Origin of the sequence: Pseudoalteromonas galatheae (assembly GCF_005886105.2) — a bacterium.
GTDB lineage: Bacteria > Pseudomonadota > Gammaproteobacteria > Enterobacterales > Alteromonadaceae > Pseudoalteromonas > Pseudoalteromonas galatheae.
The window spans coordinates 705,317-728,589 of sequence record NZ_PNCO02000002.1 but is presented as its reverse complement, the minus strand read 5'-3'; the positions used below and the strand labels follow the sequence as shown (position 1 = coordinate 728,589).

At 42.3% G+C, this 23,273-nt stretch carries 23 protein-coding genes; 8 read left to right on the top strand and 15 right to left on the bottom strand.

The window, feature by feature from the left end; all coding sequences use genetic code 11:
• The first annotated feature begins 117 nt into the window (after nt 1-117).
• A complete protein-coding gene (locus CWC29_RS21150) occupies nt 118-723 on the top strand; it encodes a LysE family translocator (RefSeq protein ID WP_128727443.1) in 606 nt (201 codons plus the stop codon).
• 45 nt (nt 724-768) lie between these two features.
• On the opposite strand, the gene CWC29_RS21145 is transcribed toward CWC29_RS21150, so the two are convergent.
• Complete coding sequence (locus CWC29_RS21145; RefSeq protein ID WP_010369885.1) at nt 769-927, bottom strand: YqaE/Pmp3 family membrane protein; 159 nt, start codon at nt 925-927, stop codon at nt 769-771.
• Between the two features lie 102 nt (nt 928-1,029).
• Between CWC29_RS21145 and CWC29_RS21140 the strand changes: the two genes are divergently transcribed.
• On the top strand, nt 1,030-1,470 hold the full coding sequence (locus CWC29_RS21140) for an MgtC/SapB family protein (RefSeq protein WP_128727444.1): 441 nt from the start codon (nt 1,030-1,032) through the stop codon (nt 1,468-1,470).
• A gap of 392 nt (nt 1,471-1,862) precedes the next feature.
• Here CWC29_RS21140 and CWC29_RS21130 read toward each other — a convergent pair whose 3' ends face one another.
• Together CWC29_RS21130 and CWC29_RS21125 are read right to left on the bottom strand one after the other, a co-directional pair.
• Nucleotides 1,863-3,569, bottom strand: a complete 1,707-nt coding sequence (locus CWC29_RS21130; RefSeq protein ID WP_138523362.1) for an alkaline phosphatase D family protein — start codon at nt 3,567-3,569, stop codon at nt 1,863-1,865.
• A 168-nt stretch (nt 3,570-3,737) separates the two neighbouring features.
• The gene (locus CWC29_RS21125) at nt 3,738-4,640 is read right to left on the bottom strand and encodes a LysR substrate-binding domain-containing protein (RefSeq protein WP_138523364.1); all 903 of its coding nucleotides are present in this window, start codon (nt 4,638-4,640) and stop codon (nt 3,738-3,740) included.
• A 380-nt stretch (nt 4,641-5,020) separates the two neighbouring features.
• On the opposite strand from CWC29_RS21125, the gene CWC29_RS21120 reads away from it, so the two are divergent.
• Complete coding sequence (locus tag CWC29_RS21120) at nt 5,021-5,743, top strand: alpha/beta hydrolase (RefSeq protein WP_235956707.1); 723 nt, start codon at nt 5,021-5,023, stop codon at nt 5,741-5,743.
• An 83-nt stretch (nt 5,744-5,826) separates the two neighbouring features.
• Here the strand turns inward: CWC29_RS21120 and CWC29_RS21115 are convergent, their stop codons facing one another.
• The 3 genes from CWC29_RS21115 to CWC29_RS21105 all read right to left on the bottom strand — a co-directional run bounded on the left by CWC29_RS21115 (nt 5,827) and on the right by CWC29_RS21105 (nt 9,525).
• Nucleotides 5,827-6,309 carry a DoxX family protein gene (locus CWC29_RS21115; RefSeq protein ID WP_138523366.1) on the bottom strand — a complete coding sequence of 161 codons (483 nt, stop codon included), beginning with the start codon at nt 6,307-6,309 and terminating at the stop codon, nt 5,827-5,829.
• A 74-nt stretch (nt 6,310-6,383) separates the two neighbouring features.
• On the bottom strand, nt 6,384-6,581 hold the full coding sequence (locus CWC29_RS24170) for a hypothetical protein (protein WP_138523368.1): 198 nt from the start codon (nt 6,579-6,581) through the stop codon (nt 6,384-6,386).
• 178 nt (nt 6,582-6,759) lie between these two features.
• Nucleotides 6,760-9,525, bottom strand: coding sequence for a methyl-accepting chemotaxis protein (locus CWC29_RS21105; protein ID WP_138523370.1), 2,766 nt, complete (start codon nt 9,523-9,525; stop codon nt 6,760-6,762).
• 166 nt (nt 9,526-9,691) lie between these two features.
• On the opposite strand from CWC29_RS21105, the gene CWC29_RS21100 reads away from it, so the two are divergent.
• Complete coding sequence (locus tag CWC29_RS21100) at nt 9,692-10,597, top strand: histone deacetylase family protein (RefSeq protein WP_128727450.1); 906 nt, start codon at nt 9,692-9,694, stop codon at nt 10,595-10,597.
• A gap of 219 nt (nt 10,598-10,816) precedes the next feature.
• Here the strand turns inward: CWC29_RS21100 and CWC29_RS21095 are convergent, their stop codons facing one another.
• Nucleotides 10,817-11,545, bottom strand: coding sequence for a substrate-binding periplasmic protein (locus CWC29_RS21095; protein WP_328820809.1), 729 nt, complete (start codon nt 11,543-11,545; stop codon nt 10,817-10,819).
• Between the two features lie 137 nt (nt 11,546-11,682).
• On the opposite strand from CWC29_RS21095, the gene CWC29_RS21090 reads away from it, so the two are divergent.
• On the top strand, nt 11,683-12,510 hold the full coding sequence (locus CWC29_RS21090) for a TPR end-of-group domain-containing protein (protein WP_235956734.1): 828 nt from the start codon (nt 11,683-11,685) through the stop codon (nt 12,508-12,510).
• Here CWC29_RS21090 and CWC29_RS21085 read toward each other — a convergent pair.
• The 5 genes from CWC29_RS21085 to CWC29_RS21065 form a co-directional block, all read right to left on the bottom strand.
• Nucleotides 12,488-13,390 carry a hypothetical protein gene (locus CWC29_RS21085; protein ID WP_193554570.1) on the bottom strand — a complete coding sequence of 301 codons (903 nt, stop codon included), beginning with the start codon at nt 13,388-13,390 and terminating at the stop codon, nt 12,488-12,490. The two genes, CWC29_RS21090 and CWC29_RS21085, sit on opposite strands and share 23 nt — an antisense overlap.
• Nucleotides 13,391-13,394: 4 nt before the next feature.
• Nucleotides 13,395-14,135, bottom strand: a complete 741-nt coding sequence (locus tag CWC29_RS21080) for a ferredoxin--NADP reductase (RefSeq protein ID WP_138523374.1) — start codon at nt 14,133-14,135, stop codon at nt 13,395-13,397.
• A gap of 69 nt (nt 14,136-14,204) precedes the next feature.
• Entirely contained in the window at nt 14,205-15,167 is a 963-nt protein-coding gene (locus CWC29_RS21075; protein WP_128727455.1) for a hypothetical protein, read from the bottom strand.
• Between the two features lie 194 nt (nt 15,168-15,361).
• Complete coding sequence (gene deoD, locus CWC29_RS21070; RefSeq protein WP_128727456.1) at nt 15,362-16,063, bottom strand: purine-nucleoside phosphorylase; 702 nt, start codon at nt 16,061-16,063, stop codon at nt 15,362-15,364.
• A gap of 14 nt (nt 16,064-16,077) precedes the next feature.
• Nucleotides 16,078-17,289: a phosphopentomutase gene (locus CWC29_RS21065; protein ID WP_138523376.1), complete on the bottom strand. Its 1,212-nt coding sequence runs from the start codon at nt 17,287-17,289 to the stop codon at nt 16,078-16,080.
• A 308-nt stretch (nt 17,290-17,597) separates the two neighbouring features.
• Here CWC29_RS21065 and udk point away from each other — a divergent pair, with 308 nt between their 5' ends.
• On the top strand, nt 17,598-18,227 hold the full coding sequence (gene udk / locus CWC29_RS21060; protein ID WP_010603723.1) for a uridine kinase: 630 nt from the start codon (nt 17,598-17,600) through the stop codon (nt 18,225-18,227).
• A 12-nt stretch (nt 18,228-18,239) separates the two neighbouring features.
• A complete protein-coding gene (locus CWC29_RS21055) occupies nt 18,240-19,463 on the top strand; it encodes a NupC/NupG family nucleoside CNT transporter (RefSeq protein ID WP_010369948.1) in 1,224 nt (407 codons plus the stop codon).
• Between the two features lie 171 nt (nt 19,464-19,634).
• Here CWC29_RS21055 and CWC29_RS21050 read toward each other — a convergent pair whose 3' ends face one another.
• On the bottom strand, nt 19,635-20,519 hold the full coding sequence (locus CWC29_RS21050; RefSeq protein ID WP_128727458.1) for a DMT family transporter: 885 nt from the start codon (nt 20,517-20,519) through the stop codon (nt 19,635-19,637).
• Between the two features lie 212 nt (nt 20,520-20,731).
• Here CWC29_RS21050 and CWC29_RS21045 point away from each other — a divergent pair, with 212 nt between their 5' ends.
• On the top strand, nt 20,732-21,649 hold the full coding sequence (locus tag CWC29_RS21045; RefSeq protein ID WP_239966013.1) for a WD40 repeat domain-containing protein: 918 nt from the start codon (nt 20,732-20,734) through the stop codon (nt 21,647-21,649).
• Between the two features lie 41 nt (nt 21,650-21,690).
• On the opposite strand, the gene CWC29_RS21040 is transcribed toward CWC29_RS21045, so the two are convergent.
• Together CWC29_RS21040 and CWC29_RS21035 are read right to left on the bottom strand one after the other, a co-directional pair.
• Nucleotides 21,691-21,942, bottom strand: coding sequence for a DUF2999 family protein (locus CWC29_RS21040; RefSeq protein WP_039496508.1), 252 nt, complete (start codon nt 21,940-21,942; stop codon nt 21,691-21,693).
• A gap of 8 nt (nt 21,943-21,950) precedes the next feature.
• Entirely contained in the window at nt 21,951-23,150 is a 1,200-nt protein-coding gene (locus CWC29_RS21035) for an RsmB/NOP family class I SAM-dependent RNA methyltransferase (RefSeq protein ID WP_128727460.1), read from the bottom strand.
• Nucleotides 23,151-23,273 lie beyond the last annotated feature (123 nt).

The window sequence follows — 23,273 nt, the reverse complement described above, 5'->3', positions numbered from 1 at the left end:
ACAAATATAAAAACAACATCCCAGCTATTCTTCTATTGACTATTTAACACACAACCCCAATAGTGAACTAATAATCCGACAACGATAAAGCTATCAGTAGGTAAAAAGGACTGTTTAATGGACTATTTGGTTGCCATTACCTTATTTGCAATTGCATCTTCCGTAACACCCGGGCCAAACAATATTATGGTAATGACGTCTGGTGTTAATTTTGGCTTAAGGAGAAGCATTCCACTACTAAGCGGTATTTGTGTAGGTTTTTCGATTATGCTTTTGTTAGTCGGCTTAGGTTTTGCGCAGCTTTTTGAGTTGTTTCCTAATTTACACTTTATTTTAAAGTGCATTGGCGTCATTTATCTTCTATATCTTGCCTACCTTGTCGCGATGTCTTCACCTACAACGGATGCAGACGCAAGCTCTCAACCTTTTTCGTTTGTAAAAGGCGCACTATTTCAGTGGGTAAACGCAAAAGCGTGGATTGTGGCAATAGGTGCTATTTCAACTTATACCTCCACTGGCGCAGATTTTATGAGCCAAAACTTGATGATCACCATTGTCTTTTTATTGGTGTCATTTCCTTGTGTTGGGATCTGGTTGGTGTTTGGCTCATCACTCAAGTACGTGTTAAAAAATGAGCAAAGCCTTAGGTGGTTTAATTTTGTGATGGCTGCATTACTTGTACTGTCTGTAATGCCTATCGTGCTGGAGATCTTTGCAGGATAATTCCCTGCAAAGATTACCGTGTTATTGTTACTTGTTGTCCGTTTTTTACCGACGGGCGATCACCCACACTGCATGTACAATTCCTGGTATATAACCCAACAATGTCAGCAAAATATTTAACCAAAAAGCCCCGCCAAGACCGACTTGTAAGAATACACCGAGTGGTGGAAGCAATATTGCAATTATGATCCTCAATAAATCCATTGTTCTCTCCTAAAAGTTATAGACGCTTTCATGTTGCATGGGTTATGCCAACTCAAAGGAATGCCTTTTGCATTAACCCAACAACAGTATAGGAGATAAAAAATGCCAGATTGGATTAATCTTGACTTAGCACTCATTTGGTATCACTTTTACCAAATAATTTTTGCGTTTTTACTTACATTACCTTTGGCTATTAATAGAGAAAGTCGCTCTGATAGCGCGGGGCTTAGAACATTCCCATTAGTCGCTATTTCCTGTTGTGCATTTATCTTAACAAGTATGGATGTCTATGAGTCACACGAAGCGCAAGCAAGAGTAATGTACGGTGTTATCACTGGAATTGGTTTTATTGGTGGCGGCTCGATTGTGAAAAATGATAACTCCACGCATGGCACTGCAACCGCTGCAGGTATTTGGTTAACCGGTGCAATAGGGATCTCAAGCGCATATCAACGATATGAAATCGCAATTGTGTTAAGCGCGGTCGGATTTTTGGTATTTCGTTTACTAGAACCGTATAAAAAGCCTTCGAGTTCGCAATAGACTTACGTTGAACTTTTCGTTCTTTTGCTCGATACTTGCCGCTTGAGCTCTAACTTTTCGCCGAAAAAGTACTCGTAAACTAAAACAGCTATAAAATAAAAGAATCCAAAAACGCTGATATCAATAAGTAACTTACCGAAGTCAAAGGGATCTTCGAATAAAAAATATTCAAAATTAGTAACGTAAAAGACTAACTTAGTCAAAAAAAATGCGGGTATGAGTGAGATGATAAATTTCAAATTAATGTCCTTTTAATTTGGTATTAATTACTTTCCTGTAAGCAGTCTAACTGCTTTTTTCTAAAATTGCACGCAATATACATTTTATTTCGATAGTTTACAAAGAGTTACTAACCTATCAGCTGAACACTAGGCTCAGCTGATAAGTAAACATCAAAACTTGATGATAGTCGAGACTGCTTCCTCGTCTGCCGTTTCAATAGACATCTTTAGTTCACGATTTTGCCAATCAATATCTATCAAGCCGTAATTACTTCCCGACTTATTGATCAAATGGCGGTTAGATGTTGTCAACTTTGCGATGTCTTTGCTTATCGCACCAACTCGTCCGGTTGGAATAATGGCACCTGCTGGCGCGCAGTTGCCCCACTCACCTTCGATACCTTTTTGGTTATCATCCACTTGGGTATAACACCAAGGTTTATCGTTGTCTCGCGTGATACAACCTTGATAGGTTACACCTGCATATTTGAACGGTAATTGGCATGCTTTGGCAAAATTGCCATCCCCCTTGTCGTCTGCGTAAATCGGTAATCTTAATGGGTTTTCGATATGATAAGGCCAGTTTTGACCAAACCCTGATGCTGTTACTTCATAGACGTTAACCGCTTGACCATATGTGCTGCTTGCTGGAATAGTCTTTTGCAGAAGCTCTCCCCAATGCTGATCGCCAGACAAAAATACAACTGCTTTAGTCTTTCCTTCATTCACAGATTTTTGTACTAACCTTAGCAAGCGCTCTCTTTGTGCTGGCATCTCTGCCCAAGATTCATAACTAGTACCTGACATATTTGTTTCTTCTAATGACTCGATAGCAGCATTAAACGTTTTGCCGTCTCCGTAAGCACAGTAGCTAGTTTTACTTCTACCTCGATGTAGCGGGGGCAGCACTTGAATGCCGCTTGCAATAAGCTTGATTTCTGACGGTTTTTGCAACTCTTGCTCAAGCCATTGCCACTGCGCCTCTCCCAATATGGTGCTACTTTCACCTTCACACGCACCATAACTTGAGAAAGTTGGTGAGCGGAAGTAACGGGCATCCAATGTGATCACATGTGTGGTTTCGCCCGAGCCACCCAGCATTTTTGCTTCGTAAATACCAGCTTGACCATTTAGTCTTGGATCAGTCTTATCGACATCAAAGTGACGCAAATATTCTTTCTGCGCATTTGCTTTCTGTGGATAATGTTTGCCTTCATTATTCCAGCCAAAATCGTGATCATCCCAAGTCGCCATCACCGGGATCTTAGCCTCTAAAAACTTGCGATATTCACTATTATTCTTTTTATCATCGTACTTCTGGCGCATCACAGCCATATCAGTGGTATCTGCGTAGATATTGTCCCCTAACCAAAGAAACAAATCCGGTTGCTGACCAATTAACTTCGCGAGCGCTTCGGGCATATCACCTTTGGTTTTGAAACATGAGCCTAGCGCAACTCTATCTAATCGTTTACTTTGTAAGGGTTGAGTGTGAGATAACAGCGCTGGCGGCTCCTCTGGTTGACATTCTTCCCAGCCACCCTCTTCGACATAGCACCAAGGTGCGGTGTGATTTCGGGTTGTACAGCCATAAAACCTTTCACCTTGATACTCCGATGGCGTTTTACACGCTTTTCCGGTTACCGTTTTGAATTCTGGGATAGTTTCTGTTCTGACATGACCCCATGTTGCGCCTTCGATACTTTGTTTTAAATAGCACCACTGCGAACCTGAATTATTTTTATCTGTCGTACCTTGATACTGTGCGGCTAAATAGTTAAAAGTGGATTTACAAGACTCGTAGTGAACTTCCGGCTGCGCACTGATAACGCTACTTGTAAGCATCAAAACGGCTGGTGTGAGAGTGTAAGCTTTCATCGTTTCCTCGGTATTTGAATGTCGGCATCCTTGCTAGTTTTCCTTGCGGGAACGAAGTCTAATTCGGTAATGTTAAATTTTAGTTTAATATTTATTTCAAATTCACATTTACTTCCGCATTCATGAAATAATGCGAAAGAGGCTCAATTAGTGAGCCATAACTAGGCCTTATGGCAAGTGGCTGATAAGCCAATCAATAAATACTTGGATCCGAGCTCTTTTTGGTGAATCGGGATCAAATAACACATAGCGTTGCCATACCACAGGGTGAGGTATGTCAAAAAGCTGCACGATAAGTCCAGCTTGTTGAAAGTCTAAAAATAGCTCTTTGGAAACGATTGCCACACCATGGCCTTTAAGTGCTGCACTCAGGGCCATATCATTAGAAGAGACTCGAGTGTGTGGGCCTTTGGCACATATACTTGAACCGCATATCCCTTGAGTCTCAAACCACTGCTCCCAGCTCACTTTATCATCATCGTGGTGGATAAGGTTGCATCTTGCTAAATCACTTGGACATTTAATTTGTAGCGCTTCTTTGTAGCTAGGTGAACAAACAGGGTAGTTGCTATCTTCCCCCAGATATAACTGCTCAAGTCCGGTGGGACACGCTAACTCTTTCTTATTAGAAAACCGGATCGCGATATCAATATGGTTTAAACGAATATCTTCGAAGCGATTAGAGCCCAGCACACGAATTTGGATGTCGTCATGAGCTTCGTAAAACGAGCTTAGGTTAGGCATTAGCCATAAAGAGCAGAAGGACTGGGTTGATGTAATAGTTAAACTGCCCGCCAGCTCTTGCGTTTGGATCTGATTCAGCCCGTCAATTATGCGCGTAAATGCGCCTTGAGTTGACCTCAACAACACTTCTCCGGCTTCAGTTAAGTGCATATTGCGACCTTTTCTTACAAAAAGCTTAACTGCAAGTGCATTTTCCAGTTGACGCATTTGTTGACTTACTGCCGCCTGAGTAATGTTTAATTCGAGTGCAGCTTGGGTATAACTTTGAAGCCGGGCTGCACTCTCAAAACAGCGTAGTGCACTTAAGTGCCTTAACCTCTTATCCATAAGCTCAACTTATATTTATTGCAATTAACTATCGTTGGTATCCTGCCATACTTTGACCCAAAATACAGTCATAAATTAAGTACCTGAACTCAGGTTATTGACACAGCAGCAGGAGTGAAAATGAACTATTACAAGCCAAAGCCAAAGCCAAAGTCACGGTTATTATACTGGTTAACCATAATAGGAGCTTATCTGAAGCTAGAGCACATAGTGAAGTACAAATAGATAAGAAAGTATGGATTCTTTACTCAATTTGGTAATCAGTGAGACTTGAATATGCTACTATTATTGTGAATAATTCGTAACAAAAATTACTCTTACAAGGCATTTTGATGCATATACAACGCTTACTATCCGAAGAATATATGAGCAGGATAATAATGGTAATATTATTCTTATTACCATTATCTCCCTTAGCTAAAACGATAGTAGACAACACCCGTGATAGAGCAGTTCCTGTGGAAATTCATCAACCATCTAATACCGTTAACTGCTCAGCTACCAAGACTTGTCCCGTTGCACTGCTAAGCGCCGGTTATGGTGTTGCACATACCGAATATCAATTTTTGGTCAAGATATTAAACCAAGCTGAATATTTGGTTATCACTGTGGGTCATGAACTTGCAACGGATCCTCCGCTTTCCGTTGAGGGAAACTTATACGAAACACGTGCAGAAAACTGGCAGCGAGGCGCAGATACTCTGGTGTTTATTCGCGATCACTTTAGGCCGAAGTTCGCCAATTTTGATTTTGAGAATATCCTCTTAATTGGCCATTCAAATGGCGGTGATATTTCAGCCTGGCTAATCAATCACGGCGCTACGTTTGCAAACCATATCATTACACTAGACCATCGCAGAGTGCCATTACCGCGAAGTCTTGATGTAAAAGTATTGTCGATACGAGCAAGCGATTTTCCAGCAGACAAAGGGGTGTTGCCAAGCCCTGCAGAAAAGCAAAAATACCACGATTGTGTTGTCACGATAGCGAATGCAAAACACAATGACATGACTGACGAAGGTCCAAGCTGGCTAACAGAAAAAATAGCACAAATCGTGGCTGGTCATTTAGCTGGGAAGCCTTGCCCAAAGAGTGAAAAATAAACGATTAATAGTCGCAAAACGCAGAAAAGAAGCGGGTAAATCTCACTCTTCTTTCTGTTTATATGTTCTATTTGAGCTGAGCTTTATTTAATTTCAGCCGCTGGCATTGATAGCGGCTTTATGCACATATAATATGACCAAGCAATCAATATGATTTGCAGTGGTGCTCTAATGAGCAAATAAACTGGTCCCCACTGATGCCCTCCCAATCCAACACTATTAAATGCTGCATACACGTTTGCTGGAAAAAACAGAATAAAAATGACAATAGCCACTTTTGCTGCAACCAATTGATAACTGGGTATAAATAATAAAACAGCCACAACAAGTTCAATAACACCCGTAAAGTACACCAGAGGGTGTCTATATGGCACCCAACTAGGCAACATTTCTACCATTCCCTGTGCTTTTACGATATGGCCAATAAAAAAGAACATAAATGCGATACCGAGACCCCAGCAGGCAAGCGTTGTTGTTTCTACCTGTACGTCTCTTATCTTTGAATAGATGATACCGAGTAATAACGGGCCGCAAAGCAACAGTATAATGATGATTGGTGTAACCATGGTTTATGCCTTATCCCTAAACATTGTTAGCGGCTAATTAGCGGCTAAAAAGCCATCAAATTAGTCCAATCATGTCATGTGATGTTCCTAAAAACAATAAAATCAGCAACCGTATGTGCTAGGGCCTGTTGACCTTTGCTGTTTGATTTTTGTTCTTCTGAGTGTGTTTTGGTCGCGACGCTCGACTTGCCGCCTAGTAATCTAGGCAAAAGTTGAGCAACAATGAACAAAGCGCACTCAGATGAACCCAAAGGGCAGCGCTTGATTAGCATTTCTACTGTGTTGCCCCACAAGGATGTGGGGTAAGGTGACTTTGCAGGAGCACAAAGTCTTTATCGCCAGACTTACATAGAATGACTATGCTACGCTGGCTCTGCCTTGTATAAATTCCAATCAAACTGCTGCAAAAACAAACTTGAAAGATCAACAGGCCCTAGATTTTGCTGACCCTTAGCTCACCACTTTCATCAACTCCGCTTTAGTCTTGCCGATATCAAACTGCTCAACCATCTCTCGCAATTCATTGGCTTTACTCAACAATGACAGCCCTGAGGCATTCGTCATCTCTACCAAGGTATTGTTTTGTTGTGTGATACCATCAATTTGCTTAATGGCTAGATTAATTTGCTCAATACCACTTGATTGTGTGTTGCAAGCCTCCGCGATAGTTTGCACTTGGGATGCAAGTCCGTACACACTTTCCACGATGGTTTTTAACGTCTCACCGGATTCTGAGGCCAGCTTAGATCCTTGCTTCACTTTGATGTTACTGCTTCCCAACAGCTCAGATATGTCTTTTGAGGCGCTTGCGCTTCGCAGCGCTAAGTTTCTCACTTCTGAGGCAACGACAGCAAAACCTTTTCCTTTTTCTCCAGCTCTTGCTGCTTCTACAGAAGCGTTCAGCGCTAATAAGTTAGTTTGAAACGCAATAGAATCAATGACCTCGATGACGGTGAGTATTTCTTTAGCACTCTTACTAATTTCGGTCATTGCCTCAATCGTTGCTTCAACTACCTTCCCACCTTGCTGAGCTTGCTGGTTTACTTCAATTGCCAACTTATTAGCAGATTGCGCATTACTGGCGTTTGAATGTACAGTTTCGGTAATTTCACCAATTGACACTCGTGTTTCCTCAACAGATGCAGCTTGAGAAGAAGAACGCTCACTTAACTCTTCGATACCTGTAGTGATCTGCTGTACCGACACGGTAATGGATTCCGCCATAGCGAGTAGCTTTTGCATCATGTTAGCTAAATTGCCAACGCTGGTATTCACCGATTGTTTCAACAGTGCAAAATCGCCCGCATAACTTTTTTCAACTTGACGTGTTAAGTTACCTTGAGAAAGCCCATCCATCACATTCATGCATTCCTTAAGCGGGGCTTCTATTGAGTCTAGCGTTTCATTCATTGTGTCAATTATGCTGGCATAAGCTCCATGATGCATATCGGTATCAGCTCTATGATGTAAGTCTCCTTCGCTGGCCGCTTCAGCAAGCTTTTCAGCATCTGTTAGCATTAACTGTATCGCACTAACACAAGCTGAGAGACTTTGATAAATGCTATCAAACTCCCCTTTATAACCATCATTCGTTAAGGCTGGTAATTCACCTTTAGCGATACTTTCTAGATATCCGCTTGTGAGAGCAACGGGTTTGGAGACCGCGTCAAGCGTTTCATTGACACCACGAATGATTTTACGAAACTCGCCTTGGTGCTTAGCCTCATCTGCCCGAGAAGAGAGCTCCCCTTCTCCCGCAGCAGCAACTAAACTGTAAGTATCCTCAATAAGCAACGAAAGCGATGAGGTGGCACGTTGCAAGGCTAGATGAATTTGCGCAAACTCCCCTTTGAACTCACCACTGATCTGTTCAGGAATTTCTCCTCTTGAAAGCGAAGTAAGATATTGTTTTGTTTGGCTAATGGGTTGCTCAACAGCATCAAGTAGTTTGTTAAGTCCACTGGCTATTAATTTCATGGAGCCTACATACCCTTCAAGGTTAAGACGTTCGCTTAACTTACCGTCAGAAGCGGACTTAATGAGCTGCTCAACCTGTTGTTCTGCACGTCTCGTCTGACTTAAATCCTTAAATTCAAACACCGTACCCAAAACCTTACCACCTTGATCGGAAACCGGATTAGCAGTGGCCGCGATGATTACGTCAGCTGCACACCACTCCCATTCCAACTGGCGTACTAATTGCCCAGCAGCTTGGTGCAATGCAGTGGAGCTGCTAAGTAATACCTCGGGGATAGGATGATCAACAACTTCGACAGGGACGTTTAATACAGTGCGATAGCGATTGAATAAAGACTCACATTGTGCATTTACATAGATCACTTGGTTATTGCCATCACACAAAAGTACTGGTGCGGCTACATTATTTAGCGCATAACGGATCCGTAAATTCTCTTTTGCTTGCATCTCTAGCTTTTGAGTTGCCTCAAGCAAATTAGCTTGCATTTGGCGTAAGTTGTCCAGCAAGATTCCTATTTCATCATCGCTGTGAACAACAATATTGTTATCTAGTCGACCACTTGCAATTGCATTAGCCACATCGGATGCGCGACGGATTGGACGAGTGATTAAATGCTGCATGTACCAAGTCAATAACCCCAAAGTCACAAGCGCAACAAGGATAAGCGCTATGGTACTAAAAAAAACCAGTTGATTTTTTGTCGCAACTACTTCACTCGTTCTCGCGTCTACTAATGCATTAATTTGTTCATTAATTTCAAGTAAGTAAACACTTGCTTGCCGATCTATTCCAGTTACAGATGCATCGGCGAGACTGATATCAAAATTTGAACTTTTGAATAACTCCACCGCTTCGCGATACTTTTGCCCTAAGAGTAGATGTTCCTTTTGATATTCACGTAACTTGTTTTCTAGAGCAGTTGGTAACGAATGAGCGGATACAATTGAACTGAGTTGTTTTTGTACGTCTGCTTCTTTGGTCTCGAATCTCGACCAATACTTCTCTAGTTGAGCAGAGTCACTCCCTCTAATAAGCACATTTTTCCACTCTTGAACTTGAGTTTTAAAATCATCGAGCACCATGTTAATTTGCTCGCGAGCAGCCAATTCATTAGCTATCATGCCGTCATACTGCTCTGCAACACGTTTCATCACAAAGATGGTGAGCATCGCACCGACGAGCATTACTACTAAACCGGCGGTGACCGCGGAAATAAGTTTTGCCTTAACACTTTTCATTCTAAGTATCCCTAATTATGAAAAGATTGTTACATAAACATAGAACAGGAATAAGCGTGTCACAAATACCTGTAGATGAAATAATGCAAACAAGATAGCGAGGAAAGCACTCGGCTTTGGAGGGCAATATTGCTAAACTGAATTGTCGCTATTCACGGAGCTATTTTTGAACAACCCAAACTTACCGCTCGTTTATCATTCGAATTATTCGTTTAGTTTTGATCCAAAGCATCGCTTTGTAATGAGTAAATTTGCGCGTCTATATCAAGAAGTTGATGCGTTAGGGCTCATTCACAACAATGTTATTAGCCCTAAAATTGGTGATCCCTCACCACTCGAAAATGTACACTGCGATCAATATATTTGGGACTTATGGCGTAACCAACTCGACGATAAAATGATGCGACGTATAGGTTTACCTTGGTCGAAGCAGCTTATGGCACGTACTTTTACTGCACCGCTTGGAACGCTAAAGACTGCAGAACTTGCGCTAAAACATGGCATTGCATGTCATTTAGCCGGTGGCACGCACCACGCGCATTATGATTTTGGCTCTGGTTTTTGCATGGTGAACGATCTCGCTTATACAGCCACACATCTGCTCAACAGCCATCAGATCACCAATGCGTTAATCTTTGATTTGGATGTTCATCAAGGTGACGGCACCGCCGCCATGTTGAAGCACAACCCGTATGTATACACTTGCTCAATCCACTGTGAGAAAAACTTCCCATTTCGTAAACACGCTAGTGATCTGGATATTGGCTTAGAAATAGGGGTCAGTGATACACAATACTTAGAAACGGTTGCGCACACACTTGAGTCATTGTTGATTGACCTCAATCCAGATATTGTACTATATGACGCGGGTGTCGATGTTTGGCAAGGTGATAACTTAGGTAAATTAGACATATCATGGCTTGGCATTGCTAAAAGAGATGCATTGGTGCTTAGGCTATGTCAAAAATATGGTGTTCCCGTTGCGACCGTGATTGGCGGTGGGTACGATAGAGATCATCAAAGACTGGCAAAACGTCACGCTATTGTCGTGCAGCAAGCTGCAAAACTTTAAAATGTGTTGATCCTTTTTTGTTGTGCATTCGTTTACCATATTGAAGGGTTTGATTGGTGTAACACCTTTGATTAACCTCCCCCTTCACCATGGCACTGATTAGGCGCACCGCTTGGTGCGCTTTTCTTTTTATACTTAGCCTAGCTTCAAACAGGGTAATCGATAACCAGTACTTGATGATGAAAAATCACCCCATAACTATCAAATTAGCATTAGCCTTTATGGTCCGACAAATTCTTGATTATGCTTCGCCAGTGCGCGTCTTACTCGATCTATAAGTACAGGATTTGTCTCCTTGCTAAATGCCATACAGCCACGCTGTTGAGTCGCTTTGGTTACTTCTATCAGAGGCACAACCTCATCATAATTGAGCCCAGCCGCCTTAAGTTCCTCACTCATGATATATTCTGTTGACATTACTAGGTCTATACGCCCTTTGAAAAAGAGTTTATAAAAGCTTTTAGAATCGGCGGCAACGACTAAGTGCTCTCCTTGACTAAACCCGTGTTGAATCAAAAAATCATAATAGATATTGCCTTTTACTACCGCAGAGGTGTACTGCTTAGCATCTTCCAATGAGGCAATTTTAATATCTTTGCGCGTTTTTAGTTTGAAAAAATACACGCCCACAGGGCGGATCAAAGGACATGCCCACTCGTAGTCAGCTTCACGCTCAGCAGTACGGTAAATTGAGTAAATCATTGTATTAGGGCGCTCTTTAGCAATTTTCATCGCCCGTACCCAAGGGTACACTTTTATCTCGTAGTCAATTTCTGCTTTTACTAGTACCTCCCTCACCTTCTTTGTTGCTCTCCCAACAACCTCCCCTTCGTCATTGGTGAAGTTATATGGCTTCCACTCTTCGGTTACCACTAGTAGATCTTTTGCATAAGCACTCAAATTGATTAAAGAGAGTATAATCAGGCAATAAACCGCTAATTTAGTCACATAAGGCAATATTTCTTCTCCACTTTTTGCAATTCCACCTTAACTCATGCACCATATTAAGAATATAAAGTTTCAAGAACATCAATATGAAAAGCATAGTACTATTTCTCTTTCTCGTCGCTTGTAGTTTTACTTCCATGGCGAATGAGCAAGCCACGCCAAAAAAACCGACAGAAAACCAACAACAGCAGGCTTTGTCACAATTACAGGAGCCGATGTATAGACCTCTAATTGAGCGTTATATTCTTGATGAATTAAGAGCAGTCAGAGAAGATCAAATGCGCTTAAGAGCTGATATAGAGAAGAAAATCAGTCACTCTCAGCTAGATACTGCAGATCGCGCTATTACCTACACCACAGATACCATCAATAATGTGCTCTTTTTGATCACAGCAGCTGCATCTATCTTAGTTGTCGTTGGTTGGACTTCTTTTAGAGATATTAAGAGTAAAGTTGAAGATATAGTTAGTCTGCGCGTTGGCGCGATCACCGATGAATATGAAAAGCGCCTTCAGGTTATTGAAGAGAAATTACGCGAACGCTCTGAAGAAATCCTCAATAACCAGAAGAAGATATCCATAACGAATGAAGTACACTCTCTGTGGATGCGGGCAAACCTTGAGAGTGATATGAACTCTAAAATTGAGATTTACGATGAGATCCTAAATCGCAAACCGGAAGATGTAGAGGCGATTGCCTACAAAGCTGATGCGTTGTTAGAGCTTGGTCAAACCAACACGGCAATTGCTTTGTGTAATCAAGCATTAGAAATTGACAGTGATTATGGTTATGCCTATTGGCAACGAGCATGTGCTTACTCCATGCTATATAAGCACGCAGATGCGATGGCCGACATCCGTATGGCTTTGGAGTATGCGCCTAACTTAAAGAACGAGTTACAACACGAGCCAGCGTTTGCAAGCCTTGCAGATAACCAAAGCTTTAACGAGCTGGTGAATAATTAAGGTGTTTTAGCAGCTCGATTTGTAATTGAGAAATCGAGTCGAGCTGCTTTTTAGAAATAATCAACGGATTTTCAATTTGATGGATGGCGGCACCTTGTAAATTAAAGTGCTTTTTCAACTCAGCCATCATCGTACTGTCGTAAAAAAGCGCAGCCAAAGAGCCATCTTCAAGCGCTTGTGTTAAGCCATATTCCAGACGTTTATACAGTTTAATATCTTCTTTGCGGACATAGAAGTAAACCATTGAAGGATAGAGCAACAGGTTCTTCTCGCCATAAATCACTTGCTTGTTATCGAACGCCTTGAGCTCAGGTACGACTTCAATGATACCTCGTGGAAAAATCTTACCGGCACTATTTGCAAGCACTCTGTAAACTGCCAACCCATCAACATATTTTTCTACCGTAAATCCCGCTTTTTCAAAAACCTGAACGTCAGGCCAATCCTGCCCTAAGATGACGTTGAACTTTTGTAGCTCAGCTAATGATAAATGCACATTCAGCTGGCCGCTGTCGGCCACGTTCATTGCCAGTGCCCTTATACCAAAGCTGCCAAACGCTATGGGAATGGCCACAGGCTTTGCTTGAGTGTCTCTAGCGGCAGTTGAGACCGTCCAGAATACATCAATGTTGTGTTTTAGCAGCTCCTTAAATTGCCTTGACTGATTTATTGGTAGATCAATCGGCTCTATCCAGTACTCACCATATTGCTCTCGTGACTTATCCAATGCTAGCCGCAAGACTGACAAAAAATATTGGTTCTGCGGTGTGCCATTTTCTTCAGCTGCGTCCACGACCCTAATTACCTTTGGAGCTGCAGACACCATACTCGCGATTACCAGCAGTAATATGCACAAGAGATCAATAACACGAGCCTGCATAGGATCACCAATATTGTTCAACGGTGATCTGCCCAGGCTTGGCTCGCCTGTGGCGTTCATATCCCATACTCTGCAATTGAGCACTTAGTTGTTTCACCATTTCGGGGTTACCACAAAGCATAAAATGGCTATTATCAGGAAACTGCTTATAGCCTAGATGAGTTAATAATTGCTTATTTTCTATCAGTTCAGTGACGCGGCCCTGACAACCGAGCTCTGGCTTTTCCCGCGTAACGAGCGGCACATAAGTAAAGCCGTCTCTTTGTTGTTGCAATTGCTCAAGCTGTTCGCGGTAATATAAGTCTGCATTCTGTCGCACGCCATGAATAAGGATCACCTGTCTCACCTTTTGCCACACTTCACCTTCTCTGAGCATAGATAAAAATGGCCCAATAGCCGTACCTGTACTTATCATCCAAAGTGTATCGCAAGGCGGTAATTCATCTAGTACAAAAAATCCATTTGCTTGGTAAGCTACGTCAAGCACATCACCAACCTGTAGCTGATGCAAAGGCACAGAAAGGTTGCCGCCTGGCACTTCGACTAACAAAACTTCGTGAATTGACTCTGATGGCGGGTTCACAAAGGAATAAGCTCGTGCAATGCGTTTATCCCCTTGTTGCAAACTCAATTTAGTATATTGACCCGCTTTAAACGGCGCGATATCTGCTTTAAATTTGATACTAAATAATGTTGGCGTCCAATCTATGACTTCGACGATTTCTCCTTTTACCCATTGCGACATTATTTCTCCTAGACTCACAAGCTGTATTTATTTAGCAATAACATAACCATGGCAAAAAAATTAGCTTTGTCAACGGTTCGGACACCAGGCTTTCCCCAATTCAACAGGAAGCGGATCTCTGATAGTAAGCTGTGAAGTGACCTTCGGCAGCGACAAATTAAATTCGTCGATATGCGCATTCACCATAGAAGCGTATCCTGCATTCGCGGCGCCAAGTGAGTAGGCTTTCATGGTTGTCGACACGGTTACTGGCTGGTTTTGCTCTAGCTGGTATACCAGCTCTCGCAACCAACCAAGGTAATGCTGATTATCATCGACTAGAGAGGACTCTAACGCAATATCAGCAAGCACCTTATGATAGTTGGAAAAGTCAGAGTTGAGTACATATATACCAAGGCTATTGATTGATACTTGCTTCACAGCCCTATAGTTTTCATCTTGTGCATAATGGGTCGCCGCTTCAATGAAATAACTAAGTGCCTTGTCCACTTCACCCAGTGCAAATGTTGCATTGCCAAGTGCTGTTAGCAGTCCCGCTTGCATAAAGCTTGGTAACATTTCTCTATCCACACTTTTTAAGAGGCTATAACCGATAGCGGGTTGTTCAAGGCGTGTGTACGCAATCGCAATATTTACTTTTAGTGCAGACTTGTACTGTAAACTGGCCGTGGCATTCATTGCACACCGATAATGCCAAATAGCTTGTTCATTCTGGTTACGACGACGATACCCAACACCAATATTAGTCAGAATCTTCGCCCTATCCTCATCCGCCAAAGCCTTAAAAGGTGGTGTTTTAAGACTATCTACCGCCTTAATCAAAATGACATTATTGAATGTGCTCGCACTTGCTCTAATCGCTTGATAATGGAGTTGGTATAAATCTTGAGCCGAAAGATCCTTCCGAGTAATCGTGTTTTGGTATACTTTAAGCGCGTCATCAGGCGCATTTTTGACCAGAGACTCAAACGCATCTAAGTCAACTTCGGCATTCGCCATTAATGCTAAAAAGCCCAAAACAAAAATAGCCATCGCCCAACACCAATACCTTATCATTAGAAAAACTCTACCACCTTTATGTAGTTTAAACTAGATATGGGAATTTCGGATGGACAAAGATCAAAAAAAAAGCCGCTTAAAGCGGCTTTTTTGGGTGTGATTCGCTTTGTTTTAGGCGTGTCTCCAAAACTCTGCGATTACGTTACCAAGGAACTTTTCAAATTGTATTAAATGGACTCTAGTGCAATTTTAACCATTTCATTAAACGTGCTTTGACGCTCTTCTGGTGGCGTTGCTTCACCAGTAATAACATGATCACTAACTGTGAACAATGCCATCGCTTTTGCACCATACTCAGCAGCTACGCCATATAAACCGGCTGTTTCCATATCAACAGCCATTACGCCTAGCTTATCTAATTCTTTATAAAATTCACCATCAGCTTGATAGAAAGTATCTGTGGTGAAAACATTACCAACTTTTGCATCAATACCTAAACGGCGAGCAGCATTTACGCCATTTTCTAGTAAACCAAAATCAGCAATCGCAGCGAAATCGTAGCCACGTACACGAGCACGATTCACATTTGAGTCTGTGCTTGCACCTTGCGCAAAGATCACATCACGGATCTTGATGTCTTGGCTAATACCACCGCATGTACCGATGCGGATCAGGTTTTTAACACCAAAGCTAACAATAAGCTCACGAGCATAAATAGACATAGATGGAATGCCCATGCCTGAACCCATGATGCTAACTGGTTTACCATTATAAGTACCAGTGAAACCAAACATGTTGCGAACGTCAGTTACCTGACGAGCATCTTCCAAAAAGTTTTCTGCAATGTACTTTGCTCTTAGTGGATCGCCCGGCATTAATACCGTTTCTGCAAAATCACCTGGCTTTGCGCTAATGTGTGGAGTGCTCATATTGTTTCCTTTAGTTAGGCTTTTATCTCGGCCTTAAAGCCTTCACCGTACTGCGTTGCATCTAAATCAAACCACTGGGCAAGCGTTTGACCTATGTCAGCAAAACTTTGTCTTTCTCCTAACGGAGTATTGCTCATACCCGGTGTATATGCCAATACAGGCACGTACTCTCGCGTATGATCTGTGCCTTCAGCAGTTGGGTCGCAACCGTGGTCGGCAGTCACTAAAAGCAAATCATCAGCTTTTAGTTTGGCAATAATTTCCGGTAAAAATGCGTCAAACTCAGCAAGTGCTTCTGCATATCCCACTGCATTTCTGCGGTGACCAAACTTTTCGTCGAAGTCGACTAAGTTGGTGAAGATAAGGCTGTGGTCTGGCGCTGTGTCCATCACTTCGCTTGTCTTCGCTAGCAAATTCAAAAGACCCGGCGCCTTGTGCTTTTGCGTGATCCCTTGATGCGCATAGATATCTGCAATTTTACCAATACTAATTACTTCACCACCGTCATTGGCTAATTTATCTAGCACAGTCGGCGAAGGTGGTAATACCGAATAGTCTCGGCGGTTACCGGTACGAATAAAGTCGGCACTTGAAGTGCCTATAAATGGCCGCGCAATCACTCGTCCTATATTCATTTCATCAAGCAGTGCCCGTGCGATTTCACATACTTGATAAAGCTTGTCAAGTCCAAACGATTGTTCATGAGCGGCTATTTGAAAGACGCTATCAACTGAGGTGTAACAAATCGGCTTACCGCTTTGCACATGTTCTTCACCCAGCTGTTCTAAAATCGTTGTGCCCGATGCGTAACAATTACCCAAAATACCTGGGATCTCTGCACGTTTGCACAATTCATCTATAAATTCTTGTGGGAAACATGGGTTAGTATTTGGGAAATAACCCCAATCAAACAATACTGGCACCCCTGCCATTTCCCAGTGGCCAGACGGCGTGTCTTTACCACTCGATAATTCTTTTGCATATCCCCAAGCAGCACTAGGCTCTATGGTTTGCGCCACAGCGCAGGTTTCTTTACCTGCAGCTTCACACGCTGCAATAAGGCCTAGCTTAGAAAGATTAGGTAAGTCTAAAGCTTGTCCTTTTTCGTCTTTATACGCTTGCAATAAATGAGCGAGAGTATTCGCGCCTACGTCACCAAACTTTTCTGCGTCCGGTGCTGCGCCAATACCTAGGCTATCTGCCATTAAAATGATTGCTCTTGCCATAGATACCTCTCTATACTGCTCAGGCTGTTATTTATTCTTAAATACATGGTTACCTTAAGCGTTGGTTACTTTATGTTTGGTTAAAAAAATCGTACAGGACATAAGTCCGCTGTAATAAAATAGTCACAAAATTCACGAAAAGCTGCGATCTTGCTAATTTAGCTCTGTCGCCCTCAAGCGGACATAAGTCCTGTTTTGAGTACGCCAAACCCGTTAAATTTGCTCATTAAGCGAGGCAAAAGAGATTAATCGTGTCTTTTTTGCTATTGTGATCTTCCAACATAAACAACTGCTGGGTGTGAACTTTAGTGACACGAACTATTATAGCCATAGCTGGCGCATCTGCGTCTGGTAAGTCTCTTTTTAGTCAAACGATTTACAACGAATTAGTGAATGAGCTTGCCTCAGGCACTATCGCGGTAATCGAAGAGGACGCCTATTATAAAGATCAATCGCATTTACCTATAGAGCATCGTACTCAAACGAATTATGATCATCCTGATGCGTTTGAACACGAGTTGTTACGCGAGCATTTAACTAAGCTTCGCCTAGGTGAATCCGTAGAGGTTCCTACCTACGATTACGGACAGCATACACGTAGTGATAAAACCCGAATAGTAAACCCTGCTAAGATACTAATCGTCGAGGGTATATTACTGCTGAGCGATCCTGCATTAAGTGAAGAGTTTGATATCAAGGTGTTCATTGATACACCTTTGGATATTTGTTTGCTGCGTCGCATGCAAAGAGATATAGAGCACAGAGGAAGAAGTCTGTCATCTGTGGTAGAACAATATCAGGCGACGGTAAGACCGATGTTTTATCAGTTTATCGAGCCATCCAAGCATAATGCCGACTTGGTTGTGACCCGTGGCGGTATGAATCGCGTTGCGATTGATATTATTAAAAGTAAAATAAAATATTTGCTACAAGAATAACGGGAAATTGGCATGACAACAATTATGAGCTTAGTGGGCATGATGATGCTCCTAGGCGTAGCATTTGCGTGTTCTACAAATCGCAGTGCTATTAATAAGCGCACCGTAGGCGTTGCATTTTTACTACAAGTCCTTATTGGTGGCTTTGTACTCTTTATTGAAGCAGGTAAAAATGTACTAGCTTCGATGTCTAGCGCAGTTGCCAAGGTGATTAGCTATGCTAATGACGGTATCGGTTTCTTGTTCGGGCCATTAGCCAAACAAGACTCGCTAGGATTTATCTTTGCGATTCAGGTGTTACCAGTGATCGTGTTCTTCTCAGCGCTCGTAGCTGTGTTGTATCACCTTGGTATTATGAACTGGATCATTAAAATTTTGGGTGGTGGCTTACAAAAGCTGCTGCAAACGTCACGACCAGAGTCGCTTTCAGCTACGGCAAATATTTTTGTCGGTCAAACGGAAGCTCCTTTGATCGTAAAACCGTTTATTCCAAAAATGACGCAATCAGAGTTGTTTGCAGTTATGGTAGGCGGTTTGGCGACAGTGGCAGGCTCCGTTATGGCGGGCTATGTGGCGATTGGTGTTGAGCTTAAATATCTCATTGCCGCGAGCTTTATGGCAGCCCCTGGTGGTTTCTTAATGGCAAAAATGATTGTGCCAGAAACTGAGAAGCCACACGAAAACCTATCTGATGTAGATAGTGGTGATGATAAACCAGTAAACGTAATTGATGCAGCAGCATCAGGTGCATCAAGCGGTATGCACTTAGCACTGAACGTAGGTGCGATGCTACTTGCGTTTGTGGCACTAATTGCGCTACTAAACGGTTTACTAGGCAGTATTGGTGGAATTTTTGATTACCCAACACTGACGCTACAAGAAATTTTAGGCTACGTCTTTGCCCCTGTTGCTTGGCTACTTGGGGTACCTTGGTCGGAAGCCGTGACGGCAGGTAGTTTTATCGGCCAAAAACTGGTAGTTAACGAGTTTGTTGCCTACCTAGATTATATGAATTATCGCGATACGTTGAGCACACACACTCAAGCGATTGTCACATTCGCTTTATGTGGATTTGCTAACTTATCGTCGATTGCCATCTTACTAGGCGGACTTGGTGGTATGGCCCCAAGTCGTAGAAAGGATATCGCTCGCCTAGGGCTCAGAGCAGTGTTAGCAGGGTCTATGGCTAACCTCATGAGTGCAGCAATTGCAGGTTTCTTCCTCTCGCTAGCTTAGAAACTTATTGAGATAAGCCGCAGTTGCAAAACAATTGGTTGGTTGCTTTAAGGGGTTAAAGTGACCACACTAACTTGAACGATACTTCACCAAAGGGCCTTTTAGGCCCTTTTATCGTTTCTGAGAAACGCTTTTTTGACCGCCCTTTGTTAAGGGGCCTGCACCTCTCATCTACGACTCCTTTATCGCTTTTGCTGGAAAGACCTTTTCCTGTAGCCCAGTCACTAGACTCACTCCAAGCAAAACTAAAATACTGCCAAGGATTGTGTTAGCACCTATTTGCTCTTGCAAAAATAGATGTCCCCATAAAATCCCAAACACAGGAATTAAAAAAGTAACGGATAAAGCAGACGCAGCACCGAGATCTTCAACTAACTTAAAATAGAGAATATAGGCAACACCTGTGCATAATACGCCAAGTCCGACTACCGCACTTATCTCTGTAGTGTCAGGCATTTCTCTTATTGGCATAAACCAAATAAAAGGCAATACTAATAGCGCAGAGCCCCATAAGTTACCATGGGCATGATTAAATGCGCTCATTTTTGGTGCCGTTTTGGTGTAATGAGAGGCCACTGCATAGCTCAGAGTCGCACACAGGGTTGCAATAATAGGCAGCCATGCGCCCTCATCCAATACTGTGCTATCCAACCCAACTAGCGTGATAACACCTGCAATCCCAAACCCACAACCTAGCCACACCGATTTTTGAGTCGGCACTCTTAGCCAAAACACGCTGATTAGCACACCCCAAAATGGTGCGGTTGAATTTAAAATTGAGAGCATAGAAGCATCTAGCGTTTGCACGGCATAAGCAAATAGCATAAAAGGTAATGCTGAGTTAAACAGCCCGAGGATTAAAAAGTGCTTTTTGTACCGCCAAAAATGTAAATTGCGCTTTAATACTAAAGCAACCGCGGCGAGCGTTAGCGCTCCAAATAAGACTCGAAATTCAATGAGTACAGCAGGACCAAGAACACCAGCAGCTACTTTCATAAATAAAAATGAGCCACCCCAAATTGCAGCAAGTAACACCAAACCAAGAAACCCTTTCACTCCATACTCCAAGGTTAATATTAATGGAGCTTTACCTTACGCCGATATATAAATACAGCACAAGCCATTTTTGGTATTGTCATTAGGATGTGTTTAACTTTCTTTAAGAAAGAGGGAAAGGCTAAAACTTAAGGTACAGAATGAGACTCGCGTTTTACTCAATGATAGTCGCTTTGCTTCTCCTCGCCGGGTGCAGCAAAAGGCAAACTTTAGTGCCAGCAGAGCAAATACAATTGACTCAGTTGCCGGTTAGTCTCGCACAACTTTCAAGTGACGCGGCGCTAACCTTACTACTCATTGACGATCATTTACTACAAGTTTGGGATAATCAAAGCCAACAACTGATTAAAGAAATTGAGGGAAGTAAATACCAACTTACTTTTCATGACGCTTTAATAGCACCGAGCAAACGCAGTATTCTGAGTATTTCGGACACCCAACTCAACATCTGGCAATTGCATTCAAACGAAGTTGTCAGTTATTCATTACCTAAGTTTGACTCATTTATTCGCGTTACTAAGGCTCTGTGGTCAAGTGACGAAGAGCTTATCGCGCTTGGCTACAATGATGGTAGCGTACTACTTTTGAGTTTAGACGAGCGGATCATCACCAGAATAAACCTACATGAAAGCAGCATTACACATTTGATTTTTAATCGTAACTTGACCTCGCTCTACTCTGCTTCTTTAGACGGTCACGCCAAAAGGCTTGAGTTACAGAGTAAAGAAGTCACCGTAGATTATAAGCTGCCTCATCGTATTACCAGTTTGGCATTGTCACAAAATGAAAACTGGCTGTTCGTATCTGACGCACTGCAAGACCAAAAATTCATTGATACTCATACAGGTGAACAAGTGTTATCTCTATCCTATCCTCAGCGCTTCAAATTTTTTCGTGGTGCACAGTTTGTCGCTGACGACAAATTTCTGCTAACCACTTCGTCTAAGGAATATATTTCGTTATGGGAATTAGCGTCGGGAAAAGAGGTTGTCAGTTGGCCAATTGCACAACTGAATCTGGGCAGCACCGTTTATGATCTTCACATCTCAGATAGCAATATGCTTACGACGATAAGCTCGGATGGGGTACTGGAAAAGTGGGCCTTAACACCTATATTGTTTGATAATTAAATATTTGGCTAGACAAGATTACTCTTGCCTAGCCAAAGGCACTACTGTTTTAGCTGTGCTTTTGCAGCCTCAACCTTTTCAAAATCAAGACCTAATTCGTTAACAGCTTCTTTGATCAATGCGGGATTTTGCATTACCAAAGCCATCAACTGTTGAAGCTTTTCAGGTGGAATACCTAGTTGTTGAATAGTCGCCATCGCCATCATTGGATTTTCAGTCAACTGGGTAAATACCGCTTGGATCTGTTCATCCGAAATATTGTGCTCTTTAAGTAATGCAATGATTGGGTTCATTTCGTTTCCTAACTATTTTTTACTAATCGTGCGGCGTAAAAACCGTCAAACTCTGAATTTACTCCTGGAAGTAAACGTAGTGAGTCTTCTAACTGCCAATTGGGGTTATTTTCCAAAAAGCGCTCAACCTGCAGCTCATTTTCAGAAGGAAGAATGGAGCAAGTTGCATACACCAGTTTGCCGCCCACTTTACACATTTGACTGTAGCGCGCCAGAATATCGGTTTGCAAAGCAATAAGTGTGTCTAAATTTTGCGAATTCAAGTGCCACTTTGCATCTGGATTCCGCTTTAATACACCAAGACCTGAACACGGCACATCTAATAGCACGCGATCAAACTTCTCTTTTTGGCGCTTAATGGTTTTATTATTTTGAATAACACGCGTTTCAGCAACATGCACACCTGCACGTTTCGCTCGCTGTTTTAGTGTTTCAAGCTTATGTTCGTGAATATCCATAGACAACAAGCGACCTTTATTCTCCATCAGCGCCGCTATATGCAAACTCTTACCACCAGCACCTGCACAGGCATCAACCACTTTATGACCAGGTTTTACTTCTAAAAAAGGTACAATTTGCTGAGAACCTGCATCTTGCATTTCAAACCAACCAGACTGAAATGCTTGAGAGCGGAACAGATGGCTATTGGACTCAACTTTTAGCGCGACATGAGAGTCAAGCGCCACGTGTGAAACCTTGATCCCTTCTTTTGCTAAGGACTCTGTCACTGTTGCAATATCGCTTTTTAGGCTATTTACTCGCAAATATTGTTGAGCACTTTGATTTAGCGCGGATGCAACCGCAGGCCACTGCTCACCCAGTTGCTCATTTGCAACCTCATTCAACCAATCAGGTAAAGATAAACGAACAGCTTGAGGCGCCTGCTCGATTAAACTTTGTAGCTTTTCCAGATTATAACGCTCAGTATCCAACCATTCAGGAAGCGGCTGCGCTGTAACAACTTGGCAAGTTAACCAGTAGCCGAATCCATCTAACGGCATTTCTTCATGCTCAAGTAAGTAAGCCAGTAACCGCTTAAAGCGAAAGATATGGTAATAGTTACTTACCACATATTGCCTTTCATCAAGGCTCCACTGAGGGTTATTCTGTAGCAGTTGAGTTAATGCTTTATCGGCATGAAGAGAAGTATCTAGTACATGTTCAATGCACTCAGACAGAGTTTGAACTAACGAGCGAGTTACAGACACAATATGGTCTCGATTATTGCTAAAACACTATTTTAGCGCGCATACCAAGGGGCTTCAATTGGAGTTTATGATATTAGCTAAAATTAAGGTAATGAATCGAAGCACACAACAATATGCGACTTC